Below are 15055 nucleotides of genomic sequence, written 5' to 3'. Positions count from 1 at the left end.
ATGATGGAAATCCTGGTACACGGCGCTGTCACGAGCGCCATCTACGCAATGCTGGCGGTGGGTTTCACGCTGGTATTCGGGGTGGCGCGCATCCTTAACCTGGCGCATGGCGCGTTCTACGCGATGGGCGCCTATCTCACCTACCTGTTCGCCGTCGTGCTGAAACTGCCGCTGCTGGTGGCCGCAGTGCTGGCAATCGGCATCACCGCGCTGTTCGGGCTGGTCGTGGAGCGCGTGCTGATCCGCCCTCAACGCAGTTCAGCCATGGCGGTGATGATGGTGACCCTGGCGCTGTCGCTGGTGGTCGAGCAGGGCCTGCTTGTCACTTTCGGTTCCGAAGTGATCAACGTGCCGGCCTTCGTCGACACCAAGCTGACCGTGTTCGGCGCTGATATCGGCGGGCAGCAAATGCTCGCGCTGGTGGTCGCGGTGGCGGCGCTGGCCGTGCTGTGGTTGCTGGTGCAGCACACCCGTGCCGGCGCGGCAGTGCTGGCCATCTCGCAGGATCCGCTGGCTGCGCAGTACATGGGCATCCCCATCGACCGGGTGTATGGCCGCGTGGTGGCGGTCGCTGCTGCGCTGGCTGCATTGGCCGGGGTGATGGCGGGTCCGTTCCTGTCCGCATCGCCGCACATGGCGCTGCCGGCGCTGACCAAGGCCTTCGCCATCGTGATCGTCGGCGGACTGGGTTCGCTGCCGGGCAGCATCATGGCCGCCATCCTGCTCGGTTTTGCCGAAACGGCGGTGGCCTATCTGGTGTCTTCATCGTGGACCGAAGTGGTTTCGCTGACGGCGGTGCTCCTGACACTTCTGTTGCGTCCGGCCGGCCTGCGCGGCAAACAGGCTGCTTTCTGAGGAGCATGAAATTGACCATGCAATTGAGCGTGAAGCAGGCCGCGCTGGCCGCGATCTGTTTGCTGCTGCTCGTGGCCGCGCCCTGGCTTGGCGGCAGCAGCTACCTGACGGGCGTTCTCACCGTCTGCCTGATCTACGCGATCTGGTCGATGAGCTGGGATTTCTTTTCCGGGCTGACCGGGCGCGAGAACTTCGGCTATCCGCTGTTCATCGGCATCGGCGCCTATGCCATCGCTTATCTTAATGTCAATCATGGCGTTTCGCCCTGGCTTGGCATGGCGGCGGCGATGGGATGCGCGGCGCTGGTCGGCATCGTGATCGGTTTTCCGACGCTGCGCCTGAAAGGGCCGTACTTCGCGCTGGCGACGCTGGCCGCGGCGTCCATCGCGCAACGGATGGTGCTGATCTTCTGGGAGGTGAGCGGCGGCGAGGAGGGCATCCAGGGACTCACACCGCTGGTGAGCAATCCGGTCGCCTTTTATTACTTCGTGCTGACCATGACGCTGGTCAGCGGCGCGGTGCTGGTCGGCCTGGCACGCTCGCGCTGGGGCATATTGCTGCGCGCGATTCGCGGGGATGAGGCGAGTTGCCAGGCAGCCGGCATCAACGTCACCTTCTACAAGATCGCGGCGCTGGTGATCAGCGCAGCCTTCGCCGGCATGGGCGGTGCCTTGTATGCCAGCTATCAGATGCAGGTCAGCCCGCAGATTCTGTCGGTCATGATGCTGGTCGCGGTGGTGACCATGGTCTATGTCGGCGGCCTCGGCACGGTGTACGGCGCGGCCGGCGGCGCGATCCTGCTGTCGCTGATGGGGGAACTGCTGCGCAGCGTCGGCGAGTATCGTCTGCTGGTCTACGCACTGGTGCTGATCCTGGTGATCTTCTTCCTGCGCAATGGGCTGATCGCCCCGATCTGGAAGCGCCTCGGTGCAGCGGCATCGAAGGGGGCGGCCAAATGAAACCGATCCTTGAAGTATGCGACCTGACCAAGCGCTTCGGCGGCCTGGTTGCTGTGCGCAATGTGTCCTTTTCGGTGCGGCGCGGCGAGATCGTCGGCATCCTCGGGCCGAACGGTGCCGGAAAAACCACCTTGTTCAACCTGCTGACCGGCTTCATGGCGCCGGACCAGGGCAGCGTCGAATTCAACGGCAAGCCGCTGCAAAAACAGCCGCCGTACCGCGTCGTGAACATGGGACTGGCACGCACCTTCCAGCTCTGCCGGCCATTCGTCGGGATGTCGGTGCTGGAAAACGTGATGGTTGCCTGTTATTCGCCGCGCGGCGCGAGGCACGGCACAATCCACGGCGAATCACCGGAAAACCGCTCGCGCAAGATCCTGGGCGATGTCGGCCTCGGGCACAAGATCGACATGTCGGCGGAATTGCTGTCCTACGGCGATCAGCGCCGCCTCGAGATCGCGCGCGCACTGGCGACCGAGCCGGAACTGTTGCTGCTGGACGAGCCCTTCGCCGGACTCGGATCGAGCGAAATCGAGCCCTTGTCGGAACTGATCCGCCATCTGCATCGCGAACGCGGCCTGACCATCCTGATCATCGAGCACAAGCTGCGCGAGTTCATGCAACTGGTGCAGAGCGTGATCGCGATCGATTTCGGCGAAGTGATCGCGACCGGCAGCCCGGAAGACATCGTGCGCCACCCGAAAGTGGTGGAAGCCTATATCGGAAAGACGGAGGCCGACCTTGGCATTGCTTGACATTCAACAGCTTGCCGCGCGCTACGGCAAGGCGCTTGCGCTGGAGTCCGTCAGCCTCGACGTTCAGCCGGGCGAACTGGTCGGTGTGCTGGGGCCGAACGGCGCCGGCAAGAGCACCTTGCTGAAGGCGATATCGCGCACGCTGCCGTCATCCGGCACATTGCAATTCAATGGCGCGTCGCTGCATCAGCATGCGCCGCATCAGGTCGTTGGCCTCGGCATCTGCCATTGCCCCGAAGGCCGCCGCCTGTTCGCAGAACTGACCGTGCGCAAGAACCTGGAGCTGGGCGCCTACCTGCGGCGCGACCGCGACGACATCGAAGCGGATATGCAGAAAGTATTCGCGCTGTTTCCCGTGCTCCGGGAAAGGTGCGATCAGCAGGCCGCGACCCTGTCTGGCGGGCAGCAGCAGATGGTCGCGATCGGCCGCGCGCTGATGGGCCGGCCGAAGCTGTTGCTGCTCGATGAGCCGTCGGTCGGTATCGCCCATCGTCTGAAGATCGAGATCTTCGATGCCATTCGTGCCATTAGCGCATCGGGCGTTGCCGTGCTGATGGCGGAGCAGGACGCGCTGAATACCTTGCGCGTGGCGAATCGCGTGTTCGTGCTGGAGAACGGCAAGGTTGCGCGCAGCGGGGGAAGTGCGGAGATGAAGGACGACGATCATATCCGGCGGATCTACCTCGGCGTCTGATGTACCGACCTGCGCCAACCTGTCCCGACCACTCGTCGAAGGAGTGAGCTTGAAAAATACCATTGCCGTCATACGCCCGATGCCGAGCGACATCATCGCCTTGCTGCGTCAGCAAGGCACGGTTCTCTACAACCCCGACGCCGGCGTGCTCGAAGGCGAGGCGCTGGCGCAACACATGGCGCAGGCGGATGCGGTGCTGGTGAGCGCGCTTGATCGCATCGATGCCGCCCTGATCGCGCGTTGCCCCAAATTGCGCGTCATCGCGAATATCGGTGTGGGCTACAACAACATTGATGTCGATGCCTGCACGGCACGCGGCATCATGGTGACCAATACGCCCGGCTCGGTGGATGACGCGACTGCCGACCTGGCATTCGGATTGATGCTGGCAGCTGCGCGCAGGCTAGTGGAAGTCGACCGCTTCGTGCGCGAACGCAAATGGGGCGCCTCGGCGCCGCCGATGGGACTCGACATCCACCACCGTGTGCTGGGCATCGTTGGCTTCGGCCGCATCGGCAAGACCATCGCACGCCGGGCACGCGGCTTTGACATGGATGTGCGCTATTTCAAGCGCAGACCATTGCCGGCAAGGGAAGAGGGAGCGCTCGGCGTGCGTTACCAGCCGCTGGCGGACCTGCTGCGCGAATCCGACTTCGTGCTGCTGCAAATGCCCTATGGCCCCGAATCGCATCACATGATCGGCGCAGTGGAACTGGCCATGATGAAAAAGACCGCGGTGCTGATCAATACGGCCAGGGGCGGCGTGGTCGATGACGCCGCGCTGGTCGATGCGCTGAAGAGCCGCACCATCGCCGCCGCCGGGCTGGATGTATTCGAGGACGAACCGCATCCGCATCCCGGTTTCCTGTCGCTCGATAATGTCGTGCTCGCGCCGCACATCGGCAGCGCCACGATGGCCACGCGCCACGCCATGGCGATGCAGGCGACGCGCAACCTGATCGCAGCGCTGCACGGCACGCCGCTGGACCTGGTGAATCCTTAGGAGGCCCTATGCCGAACTACCGCTCACGCACCACCACCCACGGACGCAACAAGGCCGCCGCACGCGGTTTGTGGCGCGCCACCGGCATGAAGGATGGGGATTTCGGCAAGCCCATTATCGCCATTGCCAATTCCTTCACGCAGTTCGTGCCGGGCCATGTACACCTGAAAGACCTGGGGCAGATGGTGGCGCGCGAGATCGAGGCGGTCGGCGGCGTGGCCAAGGAATTCAACACGATTGCCGTGGATGACGGCATCGCCATGGGCCACGAAGGCATGCTGTATTCGCTGCCCTCGCGCGACCTGATCGCCGATGCAGTGGAGTACATGGTCAACGCGCATTGCGCCGATGCGCTGGTCTGCATTTCCAACTGCGACAAGATCACGCCCGGCATGCTGATGGCGGCACTGCGGCTGAACATTCCAGTCGTCTTCGTCTCCGGCGGGCCGATGGAGGCGGGCAAGCTGACGCGCAACGGCAACGTCATTCCGATCGACGCGGTCGATACCATGATCGCGGCCGCCAATCCCGGATGTTCCGACGCCGAAGTGGATGAGGTCGAGCACAATGCCTGTCCGACCTGCGGATCGTGCGCCGGCATGTTCACTGCCAATTCCATGAACTGTCTGACCGAAGCGCTCGGCCTTTCTCTGCCCGGCAACGGCTCGCTGGTCGCGACGCATGCCGAACGCCGCGAACTGTTCCTGCAGGCGGGACGCACCGCCGTGGAGCTGGCACGGCGCTGGTACGAACAAGACGACGCGAGCGCGCTTCCGCGCGGCATCGCCAGTTTTGCGGCATTCGAAAATGCGATGCGCGCCGATGTCGCGATGGGCGGTTCCACCAACACCGTGCTGCACCTGCTGGCCGCGGCACATGAAGCCGGTGTGCCGTTCACCATGGCCGACATCGATCGCATATCGCGCTCGACGCCGCACCTGTGCAAGGTCGCACCCTCGATCCAGCAATATCACATGGAGGACGTGCACCGCGCCGGCGGCGTGATGGGCATCCTCGGCGAGCTCGACCGTCTCGGGCTGATCGAAAGGCGCGTGCCGACCGTGCATTCCGCTGCAATGGGAGAGGCGATCGATCGATGGGATGTTTGCCGCACGCGCGAGGAGCGCGTCCTCGATTTCTTCCGCGCCGCGCCGGGGAACCGGCCGAACCTACAGGCGTTTTCGCAAGATGCGCGCTATCCGCAACTCGACCTGGACCGCAGCGGGGGCTGCATCCGCGATGGCGCGCATCCGTACAGCACCGACGGCGGCCTGGCGGTCCTGTATGGCAACCTGGCGCCGGATGGCTGTATCGTCAAGACGGCCGGAGTCGATCCGTCCGCGCTTGTGTTTTCAGGTCCGGCCATCGTATTCGAAAGCGAGAACGACGCCGGGCAGGGCATACAGAGTGGAAAAGTGAAGGCGGGCGATGTGGTCGTGGTGCGCCATGAAGGGCCGAAGGGCGGTCCGGGCATGCAGGAAATGCTGAAGCCGACCGGCATGCTCAAGGCGCGCGGCCTCGGTGCGTCCTGCGCGCTGATCACCGACGGCCGCTTCTCCGGGGCGACTTCCGGCCTGTCGGTCGGGCATATCTCGCCGGAGGCAGCGGCAGGCGGACTGCTGGGCCTGGTGGAAGACGGCGACATGATCGAGATCGACATACCGGCACGCAGCATCCGCCTGGCGGTACCCAATGACGAGATCGCGGCGCGACGCGAGGCCATGCAGGCGCGCGGAAAGCAGGCGTGGAAGCCGGTGTCGCGCAAGCGCACGGTGTCGACCGCACTGAAGGCCTATGGCGCACTGGTGACCTCGGCCGCGTTCGGCGCGGTGCGCGACGTCAGCAAACTGGAGTAGTGCGTTGACACCGCGGTGTCGGGAGAACAATGATGAATGAAGAACTGATCGAGCACTTGCGTTCCATAGTCGGCCCGGAAGGCATCCTGCCTGCGGAAGAACTCAGGCGGCGTCCTGCGGGTTTCATGCGCGAGGATACCCTTCAAGCCGGCCTGTTGATCAGGCCGAAGACGACGGCGGAAGTGTCGTCGGTGCTCAAGCTGTGCAACCGCGAAAAGATCCCGGTCGTGCCCCAGGGCGGCCTGACCGGCCTGGTACACGGCGCCGACACCGCGCCCGCGCATATCGTGCTGTCGCTCGAACGCATGAATGCCATCGAGGAAATCGACCCGGTGCAGCGCATCGCAGTGGCGCAGGCCGGCGTCACGCTGCAAACCATGCAGGAAGCGCTGGAACCGCACGGTCTGGCCTTTCCGCTCGACCTCGGCGCACGCGGCTCGGCCACCCTCGGCGGAAATGCCGCGACCAATGCCGGCGGCAATCGCGTCATCCGCTACGGCATGATGCGCGCGATGGTGCTCGGCCTGGAAGCCGTGCTGGCGGACGGCACCGTGATTTCATCGCTCAACCGCATGATCAAGAACAATGCCGGCTACGACCTCAAGCAATTGTTCATCGGCTCGGAAGGCACACTCGCCGTCATTACGCGCCTGGTGCTGCGCCTGTCGGAACGCCCGCGCAGCCAGGATGTGGCGTTCGTTTCCCTGAACAGTTTCGATGCGGTGACGGCCTTTCTCAAGCACATGGATCGCGCACTGGGCGGCAGCTTGTCGGCATTCGAAGTCATGTGGCGCGAGTTCTACGAATTGGTGACGACGGCGCCGGCCAAATCGACGCCGCCGCTGCCGCATGGACGGCCTTTTTACGTGCTGGTGGAATCGCTCGGCGCGGAGCAGGAGAAAGATTCTGCGCGCTTCATCGCCGCACTGGAAAGCGCCAGCGACGCCGGCCTGATTGCCGATGCGGTGGTCGCGAGCTCCGAGCGCGAGCGGGCCGGACTCTGGGCGATGCGCGACGACGTGATGCAGGTGGCGCGCTACGGCTGGCCATTCACTTTCGACGTCTCGCTGCCGGTCACCGCCATGGAGGGTTATATCCTTGGCGTACGGCGGACGCTGGCAGAGCGCTGGCCTGCGCATCACTGCTGGGTATTCGGCCATCTCGGCGACGGCAACCTGCATCTCGTGATCCATACCGGCAATGACGCAGATCGTGCGCAGGTGGAGCGCATCGTGTACGAGCCGCTCGCACTCGTCGCCGGTTCCGTCTCCGCCGAGCACGGAATCGGACTGGAGAAGAAACCCTATCTGCCTCTTTCAAGGACACCCGAGGAGATCGCGCTGATGCGCGCCCTGAAAGCGACCCTGGACCCGAACGGCATCCTGAACCCCGGAAAGATAGTCTAGGCATCCTCTCTGTTCGATCGCGGCTTTCCGTTTTGGCAATGAAATGCGATCGTGCAGTTTTGCCACATTTATTGCGGGCAACGCAATGCTGCGGTAAAGTTTATCTGCAGAAACTGACCGGTTCAGGCCTGCAGTCTGCATCGGAAGAGAAGACGGAAGACGGCCAGGTTCTTCGTCCGACAGATCCACCTTTCAGCACTTGACCGGTCGTTTCGCCGCAGTGGGGCTTTCCCGTGGCGCCTCACGCGCGCGGCAATACCGTCGCTACGCTCGTCGAGCAAGCGTTTGTGAAAGGCTGAGGATGAGACCACGCTTCACGCTGCAGTTCCAGCGCCTTTTCAACGCCGTACGACTTCTTCTGCCGGCCTCCGAGTTGCATAGTCCGTCGGAGATGACGCGCGCGGAAAATCTGCTTACCGCGGCGCTGCTGGCGCTGGTGATCATGCCGACCTACGGTTTCTTCTACCAGGCGCTCGGCGATCAGGTCAATGCCAGCTCGTGTTTCATTGCAATGGCGGGTGCGCTGAGTACGATAGGCGTACTCAAGTGGGCCGGCAACGCGGTGCTGGCGCGGGAAATCCTCATCGTCTCCATGTTCATCCCGCTCGCCATCCTCAGCTCCCGGCTCGGTGGCGTGACGGCGCCGACGGTCGTCTGGTTCGCCGTTTGCCCGCTGGTCGCGACAGCCGGCGGCGGCCTGCGCCCCGGTCTAATCTGGTCCGCGCTCAGCCTGCTTGCCGTAATCGGCCTGTATATCGGAAACATTCTCGACGTGCTGCCGGCCACGGTTGTGCGCGACATGCGGCTGCTCACGTTCGCGTCGACGGGCACGTTCGTCATGACGGTGGCGATCTTCCTGCTGCTTTACGAAAGGATCAATGCCGCTGCCTTCGTCCGACTGGACCAGGCGTTGAGCATCATTCGCGATCTCGCCATCAGGGATGAACTGACCGGCGTGTTCAACCGGCGCGAACTGATACGCGTCGCCGAGCAGGAAAGAAACCGCGTGGAGCGCAACGGCGCACCGTTCTGCCTGTGCCTGATCGATATCGACCATTTCAAGGAAGTCAACGACAGGTACGGCCACGCGGCAGGCGACCAGGTGCTGGTGACCCTGGCCGCAAAGATCCAGGGCGACATTCGGAAGACCGATTGCTTCGGGCGCTATGGCGGAGAGGAGTTCCTGTTGCTCCTGACCGGCAGCGGCGTCGATTCGGCGGCCGCATTCGTCGAACGCATCCGCCAGGGCGTGGAAGAACTGCAATTTCCGGGGATACCGCGGGAAGCGCGCGTCACGATTTCAATCGGTGTCGCGGAATACGAAGGGAGCGAAACCATCGGACAAACCTTGTCCCGCGCCGACGAGGCGCTCTATCGCGCCAAACACGAGGGAAGAAACCGCGTGGTGATCGCCGCCGACGCCCTGACCGTCGAATGACGGTGTGGACTGCTGCCCGTGCCGGATGGAAAGACCACGGCCATATTCGGTGAAGGCAAACGACACGAATCGCGTTTGACCGGATCGAGGTCAATGAAACCACTCGACCTGATTTCGAGTCTACAGATCAAGGGAGACACCTGTCCCGGACGATCTCACATCTCACAACACGACGCGAAAGGATGAGCAATGGAAACCGGACCTGACTTTGAACTGCTCAAGGATGCTTACGCCATCATCGATGGCATCCCTGAAACCGCCATTGCTCTCGGCCAGCTGCAAACCGCCCGGGGCGCGTCCCTCGAACATGGAACGATATGCTCGCCGGCCGGCTGGCTGGCACAGCATCCGAAGTTCACGGCGCTGGGCCTGTCGCTCGAGGGCGAGCAACTGGTGCTGCAGGGTGAACCAACTGAAACCGGATCGCCGGCGCACATTCTGGCAAGAGTATTCGCTCTCGAGGAACCCGACGCGGAGCGTCTGTTCAGCGACAGGAACACCTACACCCTGGGCGACGATTCCGGCTTGAGCGACAAGCGCCTGTGGCTGCATGAGGTGCGTGAATTCCTGAAAGAGCACGGCCAGATCGACGAAGACTTTGAAGAGCGGCTTGAAACCAGGGGCCCCTTCGCCGAGCCGGCGAATTCATCGGAAATCCGCGCCATTTGAATGGATTGCTTGCGCTGTTCGGAAACAGCGAAAGCCGCCTTCGGCGTGCGCATTTCCATGCGGCAGCCGATTTTTATCAAACCGGCTGCATTTTCCTTCCGCAATCGTCACGCGTTCCGCGCCAGGTCGTATTGACGCGCGACTTTGTGTGCCACCATTTCCTGCCACCGGCGGAGCGAATTCCGCTTGGCTGACAACGAATGGGAGGAAGGATTTTGGCGGCAACACGAAAGAGCGCATCCACTACCGCGCGAAACAGCAGGCCACGCGCCAGCGCGAGCCGAAAACCGCAAGAGGCCGCGAATGTGCCGGCCGTGCGTGCATCGCAAGGCACGCCGGTACTGCGCCTGGCTCGACAGCTAAGGAGCTGGACCGGTTCTCTGCTCAACATCACTGTTGCAGCGACCGATATCACGATCACCATCGCCCGCCAAGGTTTCACAAGTCCGGAACAGAAGGAAATACTGCGGAAGACGGGAAGCCTGCTGCGCGGCGCACGCAAGACCGCGGGGCTGAGCATCGAAGAGCTGGGGAAGGCTGTCAATTTGAAGGACCCGGTTCTGCTGGACCTCGCAGAGAACGGCAAGGCTGCATTGCCGTTTGAAATCATCCTGAGACTGACGGCAGTCCTGGGCCGCAAGGATCCCGTGATCTTTCTCCTGAACCTGGCGCGCAGCCACAATCCGGGACTCTGGAAGACCCTCGAAGACCTTGGCCTCGGCAGGCTGCTGGTACAGGCCGGACGCGAGCGCGAGTTCGCCAATATCTATCGCGCATGCGACCAGGCACGCGCGCTGAACGATGCGGAGTTCGCCAGGCTGCTCGCCTTCATGCAGGCATCGTTCGAGATGGCAATGAGTTTCCACGCAACGAGCGCGGACGCCAAGCTCGCCGCCTGAGCGCGGCGAGGGTCGCCCGCCGTCACTCCCGTCTGCGCCACATTATTTGCATGCTGCTTGCTGCAGGGCGAAAAACGCCTTGAACTTGCCCAATCCCGCAAGGACAAAGTAACAAGGTGGGACGCAAATCCGAGTGCAGGAGACTTGGACGCGCCTGTTTTCCAACCGGTATCCCGCACCCATGAGGCGGGATACCGGTTTGATTACTGCAGGAAAGCATCATGATTTTTCTTGACGTGTTCTTCATGCTCATGACACTCGATCTTGCGTACCAGGCATGGAAGGTCGGCATGCGGCAGTTGGGCAAGCTTCTTGCTCTGTGTTCGGTACTCGGATTTGGCGGCGCGGTCTTCAGCAATTCTCCGCTCTTGCTGATACCGCTGTTCGGCGTGCTGGTGCTGGGAACGACGGCCAATTACCAGATGCGGAAATATCGCGTAGGACGCTACAAGAATCTGCGTTGAAGAATTTTCCGCAGCCGATATCCACAGGATCGTCCTGAGACCCGCGAGAGTGACATGCAATGAGACGCCCACCCATCTACAGCAGATCCGCGCGGAAACGCAGGGCGGAGCCGCCGGCGGACGCGGCGTCTGCTGCTTCATACGAATCGGCAGAAGCTGCGCCCGAGGCGCGCCCGCACAAGCAGAACCAGGTTTATGTCCGCATGCGGGCATTGGCCGCGCGACATGAGCGCGTGCTGCTGGTCGCCTCGTCTGTGCTGCTGAGCGCAGTGCTGTTCCTTGCTTACACACTCTCGCTGCCCTCCGTGCACAAGCTGACGCAGCGCGATATCGATGCCGCCGTGCTGCACACACTGGAGAAAAACACCTTGCCTTCACCCGAATCCAGGGCGTTCGAGCGCATCCGGCGCTCCGTGGTGCGCGTGGTCCAGGTCCATGATGAAGGCAACGGCAAGAAGACGCCCAGCGGTGTCGGCACCGGCGTGGTAATCATCGACAAGGGCGCCATCCTGACAAGTCTGCACGTCGTCGACGGCGATGAAAAAACGCGCATCAAGGTGCAGTTCGCCAATGGCGTGGAATCGGATGCGATCGTGCTGCGCCGCATGCCGGACCAGGATCTGGCGGTCATCGAGGCATTGACGATTCCGGATGACCTGGTTCCCGCGACCTTGCGTTCCACGCAGAATCTCGCGGTCGGCGACAAGGTGGTTGCTGTGGGCTATCCGTTCAATATCGGTCCCTCCGCATCGGCCGGCATCGTGTCCGGCCTGAGGCGAACTTATTCCGCGCCGGACGGCAGCGAAGTCCTGCATAACCTGATCCAATTCGATGCCGCCGCCAATCCGGGCAATTCCGGCGGGCCGCTGGTCACCATGGACGGCGAAGTGGTCGGCGTGGTGACCGCCATCCTGAGCCCGCACGAGCAGGGCACCTTCATCGGCATCGGCTTCGCGGTACCGATTGAAGTCGCGGCGGCCGCAGCAGGCGAGTCGCCATTCTGACAACACTGACCGGACACCACACAATGGAAAACATGGACAAGAGCAAGCCGGACGTTTCGCTGCGCATGGAGCGCGTTCTGTATGAAGTCAAACGGGTTGTCGTCGGGCAGGATCATTTTCTGGAACGTGTGCTGGTGGCGATTCTGGCCGGCGGCCATCTGCTGGTAGAGGGCGTACCGGGACTCGCCAAGACGCTCACCGTCAAAACGCTTGCCCGCACCATCCGCGGCAGTTTTCATCGCATCCAGTTCACGCCCGACCTGGTCCCCGCCGACCTGATCGGCACCCGCATCTACAATCAGAAGACCGGCGAGTTCAGCACCTCGCTCGGGCCGGTCTTCTCGAATCTTTTGCTGGCCGACGAAATCAACCGTGCACCGGCGAAAGTCCAAAGCGCGCTGCTGGAGGTCATGCAGGAATGCCAGGTGACGATTGCCGGCACTACCCATCGCGTGCCCGAACCCTTTCTTGTGATGGCGACTCAAAACCCGATCGAGACCGAAGGCACCTATCCGCTGCCGGAAGCGCAGGTCGATCGTTTCATGATGAAGGTGCTGATCGATTATCCGACCGAGGAAGAGGAATTCGTGATCGTCAACCGGGTCACGAGCGAGGACCAGGAAGTGGCCTCCGTCACCACGACCGAGGAACTTGCCAACCTGCAGCGCCAATGCCGTGCCTGCTATATCGACCCGTCGCTGGTGCGCTATGCGGTGCGCCTGGTCGCCGCCACCCGCAATCCGGACCGTTACCAGGTGCAGAACCTGGCGCATTACCTGAGCTGCGGCGCCAGTCCGCGCGCATCGATTCATCTGGTGGAAGGCGCGCGGGCGCTGGCCCTGCTGCGCGGGCGCAACCACGTTCTTCCCGAGGATGTGGTCGATCTCGTGCCCGACGTGCTGCGCCATCGTCTGTCCTTGTCCTATGAAGCGCTGGCGGATGCGGTGAGCGCCGACCAGATCATCCATCGCATCCTGAAACACTTGCCGCCTCCCGAAAGAGTGCTTGAAAGCCATGTCCGAGTTGATGCCAGCGCCTGAGGCGATACTGCGCCGCCTTGAAATGACGGTGCTTCGCCGTCTCGATGGTTTGCTGCACGGCGACTACCGAACCCTGTTCCGCGGCATCGGCGTCGATCTCGCCGACCTGCGTGAATACCAGTATCAGGACGACGTGCGGCATATCGACTGGAATGTCACCGCGCGCCTGCAGACCCCTTACGTAAAGGAATACTACGAGGAACGCGAGCTGACCGCCTGGTTCCTGCTCGATCTCAGTCCGTCCGAGAATTTCGGCTCGCAAACAGTCACCAAGCGCACGCAGGCCATGGACCTGACGGCCATCCTCGCCAGCCTGCTGAGTCGGCACGGCAATCGCGTCGGCGCACTGTTCTACGGCACCAGTGTGGACACCGTCGTGCCAGCCGGCAGCGGCCGGCGCCAGGTCTTGCAGCTGCTGCACAGGATGCTCAAGCGGCCACAGGGCGCCAAGGCGCCGTCTTCGACCCGGCTGCTGGACCTGTTGCAGACCGCCGCGCATGTGATGCACAGGCGCTCGCTGGTCTTCGTGATATCCGACTTCATTACCCAGCCCGGATGGGAAAAGGCGATGGCCATGCTGGCGCAGCGTCATGAACTGGTTGTGATCCGGCTCTATGACCCATTGGAAATGGCCTTGCCCGACCTCGGCCTGCTGACGATCCAGGATGCGGAAACAGCCGAGCAATTGCTTGTCGATACGCACGACAAGGCATTCCGCAGCCGCTTTGCCGCTGCCGTGACGGAACGCGAGGAGGCCTTGCACGACGCGTTTTCCTACGCCGGGGTCGATGCGCTCGAACTCTCGACCGAAGACGACATTGTCGATGCGCTGTACCGCTTTTCGGAGTTGCGCAAGAACAGCAGCCGCCTGGCGACAGGCGGCACATCGCAATTCGGCAGGAGACAGTAATGAGTTTCATCTGGCCTGACATGCTGTGGTTGTTGCTGGTCCTGCCACTGCTGGTGCTCGCGTACTGGGTCATGATGCGGCGCCGGAAGAAATATGCGATGCAATACGCCGGCCTGGCAACGGTCCGGCAGGCGATGGACAGCACGCAGCAGATCCGCCGCCACATTCCGCCGGCATTGTTCCTGGTGGCGCTGGCATTGATGCTGCTGGCAGCGGCACGACCCGCGGCCATCATGATGCTGCCCTCCGACCAGAAAACCATGATCCTTGCCGTGGATGTTTCCGGCAGCATGCGCGCCAACGACGTCGCACCAAGCCGCCTGGCGGCGGCGCTTTCCGCCGTGAAGGCCTTCGTGCAGGACCTGCCACGCAATTCCCGCGTCGGGCTGGTGGCTTTTGCCGGCACGGCAGCCATCGTGCAGGCGCCAACGTCGAATCGCGACGACCTGCTGGACGCGCTTGGCCGCATGCAACTGCAACGCGGCACGGCGGTGGGCAGCGGCATCCTTGTGTCGCTGAAGGCGATCTTTCCGGATATCGAGTTCAATCTGGATTCGCTCGATCCGCGACCCGTTGAGTCGCAGGACAAGCTGACCGCGCAGGAACTGGGCAAGGAGCTGAAGCCGAAACCGCCAGGGCAATTTGTTCCGGTACCGCCTGGTTCCTTCAACTCCGCCGCCATCATTCTGCTGACCGACGGTCAGACCACTACCGGTCCGGATCCGGTCGAGGCTTCCTTGATGGCGGCCGAGCGCGGTGTGCGGGTCTATACCGTCGGCATCGGCACCGAGGCCGGCAAGATCCTCACGGGCGACGGATGGGCCATGCACGTGCGGCTTGACGAAGAACCGCTGAAGAAGATCGCCGAAGTCACGAAAGCGCAGTATTTTCACGCAGGCACGGCACACGACCTGGCCAATGTGTACAAGACACTCAGTTCGCATCTCACCCTTGAGCGGCGCGAGCGCGAGGTGTCCGGTCTGTTTGCCGCCGGCGCAGCCGTATTCGCGGTCTTGTCCGCCTTCCTGTCGATGCTCTGGTTCAACCGGGTCTTGTAGAACGCGTGTCCATTTCCGCGTCGACATGAATTGCGTTCGACGCCC

General features: G+C 62.8%; 15 protein-coding genes. All 15 read left to right on the top strand.

Annotated features, from left to right (window positions below; all coding sequences use genetic code 11):
* The 15 genes from E6W33_RS19530 to E6W33_RS19460 all read left to right on the top strand — a co-directional run bounded on the left by E6W33_RS19530 (nucleotide 1) and on the right by E6W33_RS19460 (nucleotide 15010).
* Nucleotides 1–855, top strand: coding sequence for a branched-chain amino acid ABC transporter permease (locus E6W33_RS19530; RefSeq protein WP_136419001.1), 855 nt, complete (start codon nucleotides 1–3; stop codon nucleotides 853–855).
* Nucleotides 856–860: 5 nt separating this feature from the next.
* Entirely contained in the window at nucleotides 861–1814 is a 954-nt protein-coding gene (locus E6W33_RS19525; protein ID WP_211097390.1) for a branched-chain amino acid ABC transporter permease, read from the top strand.
* The gene (locus E6W33_RS19520; protein ID WP_136419000.1) at nucleotides 1811–2569 is read left to right on the top strand and encodes an ABC transporter ATP-binding protein; all 759 of its coding nucleotides are present in this window, start codon (nucleotides 1811–1813) and stop codon (nucleotides 2567–2569) included. Before E6W33_RS19525 ends, E6W33_RS19520 begins: the two co-directional genes overlap by 4 nt.
* The gene (locus E6W33_RS19515) at nucleotides 2556–3263 is read left to right on the top strand and encodes an ABC transporter ATP-binding protein (protein WP_136418999.1); all 708 of its coding nucleotides are present in this window, start codon (nucleotides 2556–2558) and stop codon (nucleotides 3261–3263) included. Before E6W33_RS19520 ends, E6W33_RS19515 begins: the two co-directional genes overlap by 14 nt.
* 49 nt (nucleotides 3264–3312) lie before the next feature.
* Nucleotides 3313–4266 carry a D-glycerate dehydrogenase gene (locus E6W33_RS19510; RefSeq protein ID WP_211097389.1) on the top strand — a complete coding sequence of 318 codons (954 nt, stop codon included), beginning with the start codon at nucleotides 3313–3315 and terminating at the stop codon, nucleotides 4264–4266.
* An 8-nt stretch (nucleotides 4267–4274) separates the two neighbouring features.
* Nucleotides 4275–6122 (top strand): dihydroxy-acid dehydratase, encoded by a 1848-nt coding sequence (gene ilvD, locus E6W33_RS19505; protein ID WP_136418998.1) that lies wholly within the window; start codon nucleotides 4275–4277, stop codon nucleotides 6120–6122.
* A 29-nt stretch (nucleotides 6123–6151) separates the two neighbouring features.
* Nucleotides 6152–7528, top strand: coding sequence for an FAD-binding oxidoreductase (locus E6W33_RS19500; protein ID WP_211097388.1), 1377 nt, complete (start codon nucleotides 6152–6154; stop codon nucleotides 7526–7528).
* 301 nt (nucleotides 7529–7829) lie between these two features.
* Nucleotides 7830–8966 carry a GGDEF domain-containing protein gene (locus tag E6W33_RS19495; protein WP_136418997.1) on the top strand — a complete coding sequence of 379 codons (1137 nt, stop codon included), beginning with the start codon at nucleotides 7830–7832 and terminating at the stop codon, nucleotides 8964–8966.
* A gap of 189 nt (nucleotides 8967–9155) precedes the next feature.
* Nucleotides 9156–9635 (top strand): hypothetical protein, encoded by a 480-nt coding sequence (locus E6W33_RS19490; RefSeq protein WP_136418996.1) that lies wholly within the window; start codon nucleotides 9156–9158, stop codon nucleotides 9633–9635.
* A 314-nt stretch (nucleotides 9636–9949) separates the two neighbouring features.
* Nucleotides 9950–10534 carry a helix-turn-helix transcriptional regulator gene (locus E6W33_RS19485; protein WP_136418995.1) on the top strand — a complete coding sequence of 195 codons (585 nt, stop codon included), beginning with the start codon at nucleotides 9950–9952 and terminating at the stop codon, nucleotides 10532–10534.
* A gap of 221 nt (nucleotides 10535–10755) precedes the next feature.
* Complete coding sequence (locus tag E6W33_RS19480; RefSeq protein WP_136418994.1) at nucleotides 10756–10998, top strand: hypothetical protein; 243 nt, start codon at nucleotides 10756–10758, stop codon at nucleotides 10996–10998.
* Between the two features lie 59 nt (nucleotides 10999–11057).
* Nucleotides 11058–12002 (top strand): trypsin-like peptidase domain-containing protein, encoded by a 945-nt coding sequence (locus tag E6W33_RS19475; RefSeq protein ID WP_136418993.1) that lies wholly within the window; start codon nucleotides 11058–11060, stop codon nucleotides 12000–12002.
* Between the two features lie 32 nt (nucleotides 12003–12034).
* Nucleotides 12035–13042, top strand: a complete 1008-nt coding sequence (locus tag E6W33_RS19470; protein ID WP_247869710.1) for an AAA family ATPase — start codon at nucleotides 12035–12037, stop codon at nucleotides 13040–13042.
* The gene (locus E6W33_RS19465; RefSeq protein ID WP_247869709.1) at nucleotides 13017–13952 is read left to right on the top strand and encodes a DUF58 domain-containing protein; all 936 of its coding nucleotides are present in this window, start codon (nucleotides 13017–13019) and stop codon (nucleotides 13950–13952) included. The genes E6W33_RS19470 and E6W33_RS19465 overlap by 26 nt, the downstream gene beginning before the upstream one ends.
* The gene (locus tag E6W33_RS19460) at nucleotides 13952–15010 is read left to right on the top strand and encodes a VWA domain-containing protein (protein ID WP_136418992.1); all 1059 of its coding nucleotides are present in this window, start codon (nucleotides 13952–13954) and stop codon (nucleotides 15008–15010) included. The genes E6W33_RS19465 and E6W33_RS19460 overlap by 1 nt, the downstream gene beginning before the upstream one ends.
* Nucleotides 15011–15055: the final 45 nt, after the last annotated feature.

The sequence above is a fragment of the Herbaspirillum sp. ST 5-3 genome, assembly GCF_004804275.1.
GTDB lineage: Bacteria > Pseudomonadota > Gammaproteobacteria > Burkholderiales > Burkholderiaceae_D > Noviherbaspirillum.
The sequence above is the reverse complement of the archived record's forward strand: the minus strand, read 5'-3'. Positions and strand labels throughout refer to the sequence as shown.

Bases quoted from the DNA above. Each gene is read 5' to 3' on its own strand.
- E6W33_RS19475 (WP_136418993.1), top strand. From the start codon at position 11,058: ATGAGACGCCCACCCATCTACAGCAGATCCGCGCGGAAACGCAGGGCG.
- E6W33_RS19470 (WP_247869710.1), top strand. From the start codon at position 12,035: ATGGACAAGAGCAAGCCGGACGTTTCGCTGCGCATGGAGCGCGTTCTG.
- E6W33_RS19495 (WP_136418997.1), top strand. From the start codon at position 7,830: ATGAGACCACGCTTCACGCTGCAGTTCCAGCGCCTTTTCAACGCCGTA.
- E6W33_RS19525 (WP_211097390.1), top strand. From the start codon at position 861: ATGAAATTGACCATGCAATTGAGCGTGAAGCAGGCCGCGCTGGCCGCG.
- E6W33_RS19520 (WP_136419000.1), top strand. From the start codon at position 1,811: ATGAAACCGATCCTTGAAGTATGCGACCTGACCAAGCGCTTCGGCGGC.
- E6W33_RS19480 (WP_136418994.1), top strand. From the start codon at position 10,756: ATGATTTTTCTTGACGTGTTCTTCATGCTCATGACACTCGATCTTGCG.
- E6W33_RS19460 (WP_136418992.1), top strand. From the start codon at position 13,952: ATGAGTTTCATCTGGCCTGACATGCTGTGGTTGTTGCTGGTCCTGCCA.
- E6W33_RS19500 (WP_211097388.1), top strand. From the start codon at position 6,152: ATGATGAATGAAGAACTGATCGAGCACTTGCGTTCCATAGTCGGCCCG.
- ilvD (WP_136418998.1), top strand. From the start codon at position 4,275: ATGCCGAACTACCGCTCACGCACCACCACCCACGGACGCAACAAGGCC.
- E6W33_RS19490 (WP_136418996.1), top strand. From the start codon at position 9,156: ATGGAAACCGGACCTGACTTTGAACTGCTCAAGGATGCTTACGCCATC.
- E6W33_RS19465 (WP_247869709.1), top strand. From the start codon at position 13,017: ATGTCCGAGTTGATGCCAGCGCCTGAGGCGATACTGCGCCGCCTTGAA.
- E6W33_RS19530 (WP_136419001.1), top strand. From the start codon at position 1: ATGATGGAAATCCTGGTACACGGCGCTGTCACGAGCGCCATCTACGCA.